The following is a 13137-nucleotide window of genomic DNA, read 5'->3' as shown; positions in this document are numbered from 1 at the left end:
AGGTGTGGTTGACTACACGGGCAAGTGGCCGGTTTCGGGGACCGTCCGTTGATCACGGGCGGCCCGCTGCTGCTTTACGACAGATGGGAAATACACAAGCATGAAGCTCGTTGGGGCCTTCCCCAGAGTGGTAAGTAAGTTGGGTCGCCGTTTCGCGGCGGCCGCGCTCGCGGCGGTCATGCTGCCGGGGCTGGTCAGTGCAGTGGGCGGCTCGGCGACTGCCGGTGCGTTCTCACGTCCGGGTCTGCCGGTGGAGTACCTGATGGTGCCGTCGGCCGGGATGGGCCGCGACATCAAGGTTCAGTTCCAGAGCGGGGGCCCGAACGCGCCCGGCCTGTACCTGCTCGACGGTCTGCGCGCGCAGGACGACTTCAACGGCTGGGACATCAACACCGCGGCCTTCGAGTGGTACCTGGACTCCGGCCTCGCGGTGATCATGCCCGTCGGCGGACAGTCCAGCTTCTACAGCGACTGGTACAGCCCGGCCTGCGGTAAGGCCGGCTGCCAGACCTACAAGTGGGAGACGTTCCTGACCCAGGAGCTGCCGGCCTACCTGGCCGCCAACAAGGGTGTGGACCCGAACCGCAACGCGGCCGTCGGTCTGTCGATGGCCGGCTCGGCCGCGCTGACGCTGGCGATCTACCACCCGCAGCAGTTCCAGTATGCGGCGTCGCTGTCGGGCTACCTGAACCCGTCCGAGGGGTGGTGGCCGTTCCTGATCAACATCTCGATGGGTGACGCGGGCGGCTACAAGGCCAACGACATGTGGGGTCGCACCGAGGACGAGAGCAGCGCCTGGAAGCGCAACGACCCGATGGTCAACATCGGCAAGTTGGTCGCCAACAACACCCGCATCTGGGTCTACGCGGGCAACGGCAAGCCGGCCGAGGTCAACGGCAACGTCGCGGGCGACAACTTGCCGGCGAAGTTCCTGGAGAGCCTCACGCTGCGCACCAACAGGACCTTCCAGGACGAGTACATCGCGGCGGGTGGCAAGAATGGCGTGTTCAACTTCCCGGCGGGCGGCACCCACGACTGGCCCTACTGGGGACAGCAGCTGCAGCAGATGAAGCCGGACATCCAGCGGGTGCTCGGTGCGGTTCCGCAGCCGTCGGCACCGGCGGTGCCCGCCGAAGCAGTGGCCGCCGACGCGGCTGGCTAGCAATTTCGGCAAGCCTGAAAATTGACGGCGGTGATCCTCTGTGGGGATCACCGCCGTCGATCGTTTTAGCGCCCAACCCGTTGTGGTGATGTGATTCACTACTGCGGGGGTAGGCCGGACACAGGGTGCGGGCTCGCGCGAAAGATGAGGTGGCAGATGCACGCGTTGTTTCGAGCGATCACGGCCGCGGCGGTCGCCGTAGCGGCGATGTTCGGCGGGGTGGCGGCGTTCGGCGGGGTGACCGCACCGGTCGCCAACGCCCAGGGCGTGGAGATGCTGATGGTTCCCTCGGCGGCGATGGGCAGGTCGATCCCGGTTGCGTTCCAGGGGGGCGGACCGCACGCCGTTGTCCTGCTCGACGCCTTCAACGCCGCTCCCGACGTCAGTAACTGGGTCACCGCGGGCAACGCCATGAACACCCTGTCCGGGCTGGGCATCTCGGTCGCCGCGCCCGCCGGGGGTGCCTGGAGTCTGTACACCAACTGGGAGCAGGACGGCAGCAAGCAGTGGGAGACCTTCCTGGCCGACGAGTTGCCGAACTGGCTGGCCGCCAACAAGGGTCTGGCACCGAACGGTCACGCGATCGTCGGCGCTTCGCAGGGCGGCACCGGCGCGCTGACGATGGCCACCTTCCACCCGGACCGTTACCGGTTCGCCGGGTCGCTGTCAGGCTTCCTGACCCCGTCGGCGACGGCACTCAACGGCGCGATCACCGCCGGGATGGCCCGATTCGGCAACGCCGACACCCTGAACATGTGGGGTCCGCCACAGTTCGGCCGGTGGAAATGGCACGACCCCGACGTGCACGCCCAGCTGCTGGTCGACAACAACACCCGGCTGTGGATCTACAGTCCGGCCACCACCACGTGCACGGACGTGCCCGCGATGATCGGCTATTGCGACCAGGCCCAGGGCAGCAACCGCACCTTCTACCAGCACTACCGGGCCATCGGCGGGGGGAACGGCCACTTCGACTTCCCCACCTCGGGTAACCACGACTGGGGTTCCTGGAGCGGCCAGCTCGCCGCGATGACCGGCGAACTCGTCGCGACGATTCGCTAACCGGAAGTCGTTCGCCCGCCCGGTACCTTGGAGTCGTGCAATACGGCTCACGCTCGGCGCTGGCGGGAATGGCGGGGATCTCGGCGCTGGTCGCCCTCCCGGCCACCTGGCTGACCGGCTGCTCAGCGGGCGGCGACATCATCGCGGGCATGGGCTCGGAGATGGAGACCGCGTCACCGCACGGCCGGTCGACCGCCGAATCGCCCGGTCCCGGCAACTCCCCGGCGGGTTCCGACGCCCTCGTCGTCACGCCCCGTCAGCAGGATTACCTGGACGCGTTGCACGGTGCCGGTGTCACACCGGCAAGCGACCTCTCGGCGCTGAGCATCGGCTCCTACGTCTGCCAAGCCCGCGCGGCCAGGCACGACGAGCAGGCGGTATGGGATTTCGTCGCCCCGCTCGTGCGCGACGATGTCAAAGACGCCGACGGTCGCGACGGAGCGATGGCGGAGTCACCGCCGGCAGGTGAGGTCGCCACGGTCACCGCCGACTACATTCGGATCGCGTCCGAGCGACTCTGCTGAGGGCGATCACCGTCCCCGCACCCTTGTCGAGACCCGCACACAGTGAGCACAGGAGTACCTGAGCATGGCCAAGACCAACCGGCGGAAACGCCACCGCCTGCTGGCGCTGTTCGCCGCCGGCGCGGTGGGACTAGTCGTGGTGCTCGTCGTGGCGATCGTCGTCGTGGTGCTGCGCAGGCCCGACGCACCGCCGACCGCGGTGCCCCCGTCCGCGGTGCCGCCGACCGCGGTGCCGCCGACGTCGAAGCCGCGGCCGGAGTTCCAGGACGCCAGCTGCCCGGATGTTCAGCTGATCTCGATCCCGGGCACCTGGGAGTCCTCGGTGCACCTGGATCCGTTCAACCCGGTGCAGTTCCCGGCGGCGCTGCTGCTCAACGTCACCAACCCGCTCCGCGCCCAGTTCGGCGCGGACCGGCTCGAGGTGTTCACCGTTCCCTACACCGCGCAGTTCCACAATCCGCTCTCGGCGGACCGGCAGATGTCCTACAACGACAGCCGGGCCGAGGGCACCCGCGCCGCGGTGCAGGCGATGACGGACATGAACGATCGCTGCCCGCTGACCAGCTACGTGCTGGTCGGGTTCTCCCAGGGTGCGGTCATCGCCGGGGACATCGCCTCCGACATCGGCAACGGCCGCGGCCCGGTGGACCAGGATCTGGTGCTCGGGGCGACGTTGATCGCCGACGGCCGCAGGCAACCCGGGGTGGGTCAGGACATCGGCCCGAACCCTCCCGGACAGGGTGCGGAGATCACGCTGCACGAGGTCCCGACGTTGTCGGCGCTGGGGCTGACGATGTCCGGGCCGCGGCCGGGCGGGTTCGGCGCGCTCAACGATCGGACCTACGAGATCTGTGCCCGCGGTGACCTGATCTGCGCGGCGCCGGAGTCGGCGTTCAACATCACGGCGCTGCCCAAAACGCTGGAGGTGCTCGCCGGCGGAGCGGGCCAGCCGGTGCACGCGATGTACGCCACCCCGGATTTCTGGACCCTCGACGGGTTGCCGGCGACGGGGTGGACACTGAATTGGGCGCAGGGTCTGGTGGACAACGCGCCGCAGCCCAAACATGGCTGACCTGTGACCGGATCGATTCTGCGCTGATTTGTCCAGGGCCGCGCAGGTCGCCTAGCATAAGGTGAGTTTAAGGAAAATCTAAGAGTGGATGCTGGTGGCTGACGGGCGGGCAGCCATTTTCCCGATAAGATGCCCGGGGTTTCGGGACAGTGATCCCGCTCGATTGGAGTGACGAATGGCCTTCCACAACCCGTTCATCAAGGACGGACTGATCAAATTCCCCGACAACGGGAGCCTGGTCAAGCACGTCGAGCGATGGGCGAAGGTGCGTGGGGACAAGCTGGCCTACCGCTTCATCGACTTCTCCACCGAACGCGACGGGGTGGCCCGCGATCTGAACTGGGCGCATTTCGGCGCCCGCAACCGCGCGGTCGGGGCCCGGCTGCAGCAGGTGACCGCGCCGGGTGACCGGGTCGCGATCCTGTGCCCGCAGAACCTGGAATACCTGGTGGCGTTCTTCGGCACCCTGTACTCCGGGCGCATCGCCGTGCCGCTGTTCGACCCCAACGAGCCCGGTCACGTCGGCCGCTTGCACGCCGTGTTGGACGACTGCAGCCCGTCGGCGATCCTGACCACGACCGCGGCCGCCGAGGGGGTGCGCAAGTTCTTCCGGACCCGCCCGGCCAACCAGCGTCCGCGGGTGATCGCCGTCGACGCGGTGCCCGACGAGGTCGGCGCCACCTGGGAGCAGGTCGACGTGCAGCACGACACCATCGCCTACCTGCAGTACACCTCGGGTTCGACGCGCATCCCGACCGGCGTGCAGATCACCCACCTCAATCTGGCCACCAACGTCGTGCAGGTGATCGAGGCGCTCGACGGCCAGGAGGGTGACCGCGGCGTCTCGTGGTTGCCGTTCTTCCATGACATGGGCCTGATCACGGTGCTGCTGTCGCCGATGCTCGGCCACTACATCACCTTCATGACCCCGGCGGCGTTCGTGCGCCGGCCCGGACGGTGGATCCGCGAGATGGCGCGCAAGGAGGGCGACACCGGCGGCACCATCTCGGTGGCGCCGAACTTCGCGTTCGACCATGCCGCAGCGCGCGGTGTACCCAAAGAGGACGAAGCGGCGATCGATCTCTCCAACATCAAGTGCATCCTCAACGGCAGCGAGCCGATCTCGGCGGCGACCGTGCACCGATTCAACGAGGCGTTCGGCCCCTTCGGGTTCAAACCGCAGGCGATCAAACCGTCCTACGGTCTGGCCGAGGCGACGCTGTTCGTGTCGACCACACCGATGGACGCCGAGCCGCGAATCGTGCACGTCGACCGCGACGAGCTCAACCGGCACCGTTTCGTCGTGGTGCCCGAGGATTCGCCCAAGGCGGTCGCCCAGGCGGGCGCCGGCAAGATCGGTGTGGCCGAATGGGCTGTGATCGTCGATGCCGAGACGGCCTCCGAGCTGCCCGACGGGCAGATCGGCGAGGTGTGGATCAGCGGCCAGAACATGGGTACCGGTTACTGGAACAAATCCGACGAGACCCGTGAGACGTTCCACAACACGCTCAAGTCGCGCACCACACCGTCGCATGCTCAGGGTGCGACCGACGAAGCGACCTGGGTGCGCACCGGCGATCTCGGCGCGTACTACGACGGTGAGCTCTTCATCACCGGCCGCACCAAGGATCTGGTGATCATCGACGGCCGCAACCATTACCCGCAGGACCTGGAGTACTCGGCGCAGGAGGCGACCAAGGCGCTTCGAACCGGCTTCGTCGCCGCGTTCTCGGTACCGGCCAACCAGCTGCCCGACGAGGTGTTCGCCGACACGCATTCCGGTCTCAAGCGCGACCCCGACGACACCTCCGAGCAGTTGGTGATCGTCGGGGAGCGGGCTCCCGGCGCGCACAAGCTGGACATGGCGCCGATCGCCGACGACATCCGGGCCGCGATCGCGGTCCGCCACGGTGTGACGGTTCGTGACGTGCTGCTCACCCCGGCCGGTGCGATCCCGCGGACCTCCAGCGGCAAGATCGGCCGCCGGGCCTGCCGCTCGGCCTACCTCGACGGCAGCCTGCGCAGCGGCAAGGTGGCCAATGCGTTCCCGGACGAAACGGACTGACGCCCAAAATTCCGCGGCCACGCCGGTCGCCACGCGATCGTGAGGTTATGTGAACATGGCGCAAGCACAAGACGATTCGAGCCGGCCCGGTCCGGACATGACCGTTGCCGAGATGCGTGAATGGCTGCGCAACTGGGTCGGCAACGCCACCGGCCAGGCACCGGACTCGGTCAATGAGTCGGCCCCGTTGGTGGAGCTCGGGCTGTCCTCGCGCGACGCCGTCGCCATGGCCAGCGACATCGAGGACCTGACCGGGGTGACGCTCACCGCCACGGTGGCCTTCCGGCACCCCACCATCGAGTCGCTGGCGACGGTGATCATCGAGGGCGAACCCGAAGAGGACACCGAGGCGCTCGACGCCGAGGATTGGTCCCGCGAGGTCGACGAGGGTGTCACCAACATCGCGATCGTCGGTGTCGGAACCCGGTTCCCCGGCGATATGAACACCCCCGCCGAGATGTGGCAGGCGCTGCTGGAGGGCCGCGACGCCATCACCGACCTGCCCGAGGGGCGGTGGTCGGAGTTCCTCAGCGAGCCGCGCATCGCCGAGCGGGTCGCCAAGGCGCGCACCCGCGGTGGCTATCTGTCCGACATCAAAGGTTTCGACGCCGAGTTCTTCGCGCTGTCGAAGATGGAAGCCGACAACATCGACCCGCAACAGCGGATGGCGCTCGAACTCACCTGGGAAGCCCTGGAACACGCCAGAATTCCGGCGTCCAGCCTGCGGGGTGAGAGTGTCGGTGTCTTCATCGGCAGCTCGGTCAACGACTACATGTTCATGTCGGTGGCCGACCCGGCCGTGGCGCACCCCTATGCGATCACCGGTAACTCCAGTGCGGTCATCGCCAACCGGGTGTCCTACTTCTACGATTTCCGTGGCCCGTCGATGGCGATCGACACGGCGTGTTCGTCGTCGCTGGTCGCCGTCCACGAGGGGATCAAGGCGCTGCGCGCCGGGGACGCCGACGTGGTGGTGGCCGGTGGTGTCAACGCGCTGATCACTCCGCTGGTGACGCTCGGCTTCGACGAGGTCGGCGGGGTACTCGCACCGGACGGCCGGATCAAGTCGTTCTCCAAGGACGCCGACGGTTACGCGCGCTCCGAAGGCGGGGGCATGATCGTGCTCAAGCGGCTCGAGGACGCCCGCCGCGACGGTGATCAGATCATGGCGGTCATCGCCGGTGGCGCGGTCAACCACGACGGTCGGTCCAACGGGATGCTCGCACCCAACCCCGACGCGCAGGAAGCGGTGCTGCGCAAGGCATACAAGGACGCCGGTATCAACCCGCGCGCGGTGGACTATGTGGAGGCGCACGGCACCGGCACCATCCTCGGCGACCCGATCGAAGCCGACGCGCTGGGCCGGGTCATCGGCCGCGGCCGCCCCGCCGACCGGCCGGCGTTGCTCGGGGCGGTGAAATCCAACATCGGCCACCTGGAGTCGGCCGCGGGTGCGGCCAGCCTGGCCAAGGTGGCGTTGGCCCTGCACCACGGCAAGATTCCGCCGTCGATCAACTACACCGGACCCAACCCGTACATCGATTTCGAGAAGGAACACATCCAGGTCGCCGACACGGTCACCGACTGGCCCCGCTACAGCGGGCATGCCGTCGCGGGGGTGTCCGGCTTCGGATTCGGCGGCGCGAACGCGCATCTGGTGGTGCGCGAGGTGTTGCCCACCGATCTGGTCGAGCCGGCACCCGAGCCCGAGGTTGCGGTGGTCACCCCGGCCAACGACGACGCCAAGGCGGTGTATGTCGGTGGCGTCCGGATGGACGAGTACGGCGAGTTCGTCGAGGACGACGACGATGCCCGGGACGACAACGATGCCCGGGGCGACGACGAGTTCTACGGCAGGGTGGGCGAGGACGAGCCGGAACTGCCCGGTCTGACCGACGAGGCGTTGCGGCTGCTGGAACTCGCCCGCGAGGAGCTGGCCGCCGCCGCGGACGATCCAGCCGCCGAGCCGCACAAACCTGTTGTACCACTAGCGGTTTCAGGATTCCTGACCTCCCGCAAGCGGGCCACGGCCGCCGAGCTGGCGGACTGGATCGACAGTCCCGAAGGCCGGGCAGCCTCGCTGGAGTCGATCGGTCGCTCATTGTCGCGTCGCAATCACGGTCGGTCCCGCGCGGTGGTGCTGGCCCATGACCACGACGAGGCGGTCAAAGGGTTGCGCTCGATCGCCGAGGGCAAGCCGAACCCGATCGTGATCAGCGCCGACGGTCCGGTCACCAACGGTCCGGTCTGGGTGCTGGCCGGTTTCGGTGCGCAGCACCGCAAGATGGCCAAGAGTCTGTACCTGCGCGACGCCACGTTCGCCGAGTGGATCGACAGGGTCGACAGCCTCATCCAGGACGAGCGCGGACACTCGATCGTCGAGCTCATCCTCGATGACGCCGTCGACTACACCGACGAGACCACCGAGCTCCCGATCGAGAAGGTGCAGCTGGTCATCTTCGCGATCCAGGTCGCGCTCGGCGAGCTGCTCAAGGCGCACGGCGCGAAACCCGGTGCGGTGGTAGGACAGTCGCTCGGAGAGGCCGCCGCGGCGTACTTCGCCGGCGGGCTGTCGCTGGAGGATGCCACCCGCACCATCTGCTCGCGCTCCCACCTGATGGGTGAGGGTGAGGCGATGCTGTTCGGCGAGTACATCCGGCTGATGGCGCTGGTGGAGTACTCGGCCGAGGAGATCGTATCGGTCTTCGGGCAGGATGAAGCCTTCAACAACCTTGAGGTGTGCGTCTACGCCGCACCGAGCCAGACGGTGATCGGCGGCCCGCCCGACCAGGTGGACGCGATCATCGCCCGTGCCGAATCGGAGGGCAAGTTCGCCCGCAAGTTCCAGACCAAGGGCGCCAGCCACACCTCGCAGATGGATCCGCTGCTCGGTGAGCTCGCCGCGGAACTGCAAGGCATCCAGGCCCATCCGCTGCAAGTGCCCTACTACTCGACGGTGCACGAGGGCAAGCTGATCCGCGCCGGCTCGGACCCGATCCACGACGTCGACTACTGGAAGAAGGGATTGCGGCACAGCGTGTACTTCACGCACGGCATCCGCAACGCCGTCGACAACGGACACACCACCTTCCTGGAGCTGGCGCCCAACCCGGTGGCGCTGATGCAGGTCGGGCTGACCACCGCTGTGGCGGGACTGCATGACGCACAACTGATCCCGACGCTGGCTCGCAAGCAGGACGAGGTCGACTCGATGACCACGGCGATGGCGAGCCTGTTCGTGCACGGCCACGACCTGGATTTTCGGACGCTGTTCCCGCTGCCGTCGGACCGGCCGGTGGACCCGGCGACCGACTACGCCGACATCCCGCCCACCCGGTTCAAGCGCAAGCCGCACTGGCTGGCGGTCAACTTCACCGGTGACAGTTCGACGGTCATGCCGGGCAATCACGTCGCCACCCCCGACGGCCGGCACGTGTGGGAGTACCGCGCCCGCGGCGCGGTGGATGCCCGCGCTCTGGCCGCGCTGGTCAAAGCGGCTGCAGCCGTAGTGCTTCCGGACGCCAAGATCACCGCATCCGAACAGCGCGCGGTGCCGGCCGACGGGTCGCGACTGGTGACCACCCTGACGCGGCACCCGGGCGGTGCCGGCGTGCAGGTGCACGCCCGCTCCGACGACGGGGCCGAGTCGTTCACCCTCGTCTACGACGCCATCGTCACCCGGGGCGGACAAAAGTCCGCACTGCCGACCGTCGTCGGCACCGGCGCGGTGGTCGAGATCGCCTCGCCCGCAACCCCTGAGCCGCTGGACGAGCCTGAAGAGGACGCGGCGATCCTGCAGGACAACCTCACCGCCGGCGCCGGTCTGGCCGCGGGTTTCGCGAAGTGGTCGCCGGATACCGGGGAGACCATCGGCCAGCGCCTCGGCACGATCGTCGGCGCGGCGATGGGCTACGAGCCCGAGGACCTGCCATGGGAGGTGCCGCTGATCGAACTCGGACTGGACTCCCTGATGGCGGTGCGCATCAAGAACCGGGTGGAGTACGACTTCGACCTGCCGCCGATTCAACTGACCGCGGTCCGCGACGCCAACCTGTACGCCGTGGAGAAGCTGATCGCCTACGCAGTCGAGCATCGCGACGAGGTCGACCAGCTCGCGGAGACACAGAAGGGCAAGACGGCCGAGGAGATCGCCGCCGAGCAGGCCGAACTGATGGGCGGTGCCAGCACGGTCGCCGAGCTGGAGGCAAAGCTGGCCGAGGCCGGGCACCCGATCGCCGACGCGCAGACCGCCGATGTTCAGGCTCTGGCCACCGACGCGGTCGAGGCCCAACAGGTCCCCGGCGCGGATATCCCCGCCCCGCCGAGTGATCCGTCGGGTCCCAGCGGTGCGATCCCCGCGCCGCCGAGCGATCCGTCGGGTCCCAGCGGCGAGCGCTCGTCAGGGTCTGATGGTTCCTCGCGCGAGCGCTCGTCAGGGTCTGATGGTTCCTCGCGCGAGCGCTCGTCAGGGTCTGATGGTTCCTCGCGCGAGCGCTCGTCAGGGTCTGATGGTTCCTCGCGCGAGCGCTCGTCAGCGGCCGGCCTGGCCGCGAAGGTGCTCACCCAGGAAGCGGTCACCGAGGCGCTGGGCGCCGACGTACCGCCGCGGGACGCCGCGGAGCGGGTGACCTTCGCCACCTGGGCGATCGTCACCGGCAAGTCACCGGGGGGCGTCTTCAACGAATTGCCCTCGATCACCGACGACGTGGCCGACAAGATCGCCGGCCGGCTCTCCGAACGCGCCGACGGCGTCATCACGGTCGATCAGGTCAGGTCCGCCCGCACCGTCCAGGACCTGGCGACAGCGGTCCGAGACGTGATGGACGCCGGCGAGCTCGACGGGTTCGTCCGCACCCTCCGGCCCCGGCCGGAGGGATCCACCCGGATCCCGGTGTTCGTGTTCCATCCGGCCGGAGGCAGCACCGTCGTCTACGAGCCGCTGCTCAAGCGGCTGCCGGCCGACACCCCGATGTACGGCTTCGAGCGGGTCGAGGGGTCGGTCGAGGAACGGGCCGCCGAGTACCTGCCGAAGCTGATGGAGATCCAGGGCAAGGGTCCGTACATCCTGGTCGGCTGGTCGCTGGGCGGGGCGTTGGCCTACGCCTGCGCGATCGGGCTCAAGCGTGCCGGTGCCGACGTCAGGTTCGTCGGCTTGATCGACATGGTGCGCCCCGGCGAGGAGGTGCCGCAGACCAAGGAGGAGACCCGGGCGCGCTGGGACCGCTACGCGCTGTTCGCCCAGCGCACATTCAACGTGGAGATCCCGGCCATCCCCTACGAAGAGCTCGAAGGGCTCGACGACGAGGGTCAGGTCCGGTTCGTCCTCGACGCGGTCAAGCAGAGCGGGGTCGACATCCCCGGCGGCATCATCGAGCACCAACGCACGTCCTACCTGGACAACCGGCTGCTGGAGACCGCCCAGATCCAGCCCTACGACGGGCACGTGACCCTCTACATGGCCGATCGCTACCACGACGACGCGATCTTCTTCGAACCCCGCTATGCCATCCGTCAACCCGACGGCGGCTGGGGCGAATTCGTCGAGGATCTGGAAGTCGTGCCGATCGGGGGCGAACACATCCAGGCGATCGACGAGCCGTACATTGCAAAAGTCGGGGCCCATCTGAGCGCGGCGATCAACGCCATCGAAGCGGCGGACGCGACGAGCACCGTGGGCACAGCTGAGAGCGAGGGCAAGTGACCGAGAGAACCACCGCCGAACTGTTGGCCGAGCTTCGCGAGAAGCTGGAACTGGCCAAGGAACCCGGCGGTGAGAAGGCGGTCGCCAAGCGGGAGAAGAAGGGCATCCCGAGCGCGCGGGCCCGGATCCATGCGCTGCTGGACCCGGGCAGCTTCCTGGAGATCGGTGCGCTGGCCAAGACGCCCGGTGATCCCGACGCGCTCTACGGAGACGGGGTGGTCACCGGCCACGGCACCATCAACGGCCGTCCCGTCGGGGTGTTCAGCCACGACCAGACGGTGTTCCAGGGTTCGGTCGGCGAGATGTTCGGCCGCAAGGTCGCCCGTCTAATGGAGTGGGTCGCGATGGTCGGCTGCCCGATCATCGGCATCAACGACTCCGCGGGTGCCCGCATCCAGGACACCGCGACCTCGCTGGCCTGGTACGCCGAACTGGGTCGCCGCCACGAGCTGCTGCGTGGCCTGGTGCCCGAGATCTCGCTGATCTTCGGCAAGTGCGCCGGCGGCGCGGTGTACTCCCCGATCCAGACCGATCTCGTGATCGCGGTGCGCGACCAGGGCTACATGTTCGTCACCGGCCCCGATGTGATCAAGGATGTCACCGGCGAGGACGTCACCCTCGACGAACTGGGCGGCGCCGAAGCCCAGGCCCGCTACGGCAACATCCACCAGGTCGTCGAATCCGAGGCCGCGGCGTTCCAGTACGTGCGCGACTACCTGAGCTTTCTGCCCGGCAACACGTTCGACGATCCGCCGATCGTCAACCCCGGTCTGGAACCCGAGGTCACCCCGCACGACCTCGAGCTCGACGCGATCGTCCCGGACTCGGACAACCAGGCCTACGACATGATGGAGATCCTGCTGCGGATCTTCGACGACGGCGACGTCTTCCAGGTCGGCGAGCAGTCCGGTCCGGCGATCATCACCGCTTTCGCCCGCGTCGACGGCCGCCCGGTCGGCGTGATTGCCAACCAGCCCATGTACATGTCGGGTGCGATCGACAACGAAGCCTCCGACAAGGCCGCCCGGTTCGTCCGGTTCTGCGACTCGTTCAACACCCCGCTGGTCTTCGTCGTCGACACCCCGGGCTTCATGCCGGGTGTGCAGCAGGAGAAGGGCGGCATCATCAAGCGCGGTGGCCGCTTCCTCAATGCGGTCGTCGAGGCCGACATCCCGAAGGTCACCATCACGATCCGCAAGTCCTACGGCGGTGCGTACGCGGTGATGGGCTCCAAACAGCTGACCGCGGACTTCAACTTCGCTTGGCCGACCGCCCGTATCGCGGTGATCGGCGCCGAAGGTGCAGCCCAATTGTTGGTCAAACGGTTCCCGGATCCGACCGCGCCCGAGGTGCAGAAGATCCGCGCCGACTTCATCGAGGGCTACAACACCAATCTGGCCACCCCGTGGATCGCCGCCGAGCGCGGGTTCATCGACGGTGTGATCGAGCCCCACGAGACCAGGCTGTTGCTGCGCAAGTGCATGCATCTGCTGCGCGACAAGCAGATCAACCGCGTGCAGCGCAAACACGGCCTGACCCCGATCTAGGTCG

Annotated in this window: 7 protein-coding genes; all 7 read left to right on the top strand. The window is 67.9% G+C overall.

Annotated features, from left to right (window positions below; translation table 11 throughout):
• Window positions 1–100 precede the first annotated feature (100 nt).
• The 7 genes from ACNUDN_RS26155 (at window position 101) to ACNUDN_RS26125 (ending at window position 13133) form a co-directional block, all read left to right on the top strand.
• Window positions 101–1162 (top strand): esterase family protein, encoded by a 1062-nt coding sequence (locus tag ACNUDN_RS26155; protein ID WP_419124596.1) that lies wholly within the window; start codon window positions 101–103, stop codon window positions 1160–1162.
• Between the two features lie 156 nt (window positions 1163–1318).
• Window positions 1319–2224 carry an esterase family protein gene (locus ACNUDN_RS26150; RefSeq protein ID WP_419124595.1) on the top strand — a complete coding sequence of 302 codons (906 nt, stop codon included), beginning with the start codon at window positions 1319–1321 and terminating at the stop codon, window positions 2222–2224.
• 68 nt (window positions 2225–2292) lie between these two features.
• Entirely contained in the window at window positions 2293–2748 is a 456-nt protein-coding gene (locus ACNUDN_RS26145) for a DUF732 domain-containing protein (RefSeq protein WP_431961197.1), read from the top strand.
• 64 nt (window positions 2749–2812) lie between these two features.
• Complete coding sequence (culp6, locus tag ACNUDN_RS26140) at window positions 2813–3820, top strand: carboxylesterase Culp6 (RefSeq protein WP_419124593.1); 1008 nt, start codon at window positions 2813–2815, stop codon at window positions 3818–3820.
• Between the two features lie 175 nt (window positions 3821–3995).
• Complete coding sequence (gene fadD32 / locus ACNUDN_RS26135; protein ID WP_419124592.1) at window positions 3996–5885, top strand: long-chain-fatty-acid--AMP ligase FadD32; 1890 nt, start codon at window positions 3996–3998, stop codon at window positions 5883–5885.
• Window positions 5886–5940: 55 nt separating this feature from the next.
• Window positions 5941–11586, top strand: coding sequence for a polyketide synthase Pks13 (gene pks13 / locus ACNUDN_RS26130; protein WP_431960920.1), 5646 nt, complete (start codon window positions 5941–5943; stop codon window positions 11584–11586).
• Window positions 11583–13133, top strand: coding sequence for an acyl-CoA carboxylase subunit beta (locus ACNUDN_RS26125; protein WP_419124590.1), 1551 nt, complete (start codon window positions 11583–11585; stop codon window positions 13131–13133). The genes pks13 and ACNUDN_RS26125 overlap by 4 nt, the downstream gene beginning before the upstream one ends.
• The last annotated feature ends 4 nt before the right edge of the window (window positions 13134–13137 follow it).

It is taken from the genome of Mycobacterium sp. smrl_JER01 (genome assembly GCF_048513595.2).
In the GTDB taxonomy this organism is placed as follows: domain Bacteria; phylum Actinomycetota; class Actinomycetes; order Mycobacteriales; family Mycobacteriaceae; genus Mycobacterium.
The sequence above is the reverse complement of the archived record's forward strand: the minus strand, read 5'-3'. Positions and strand labels throughout refer to the sequence as shown.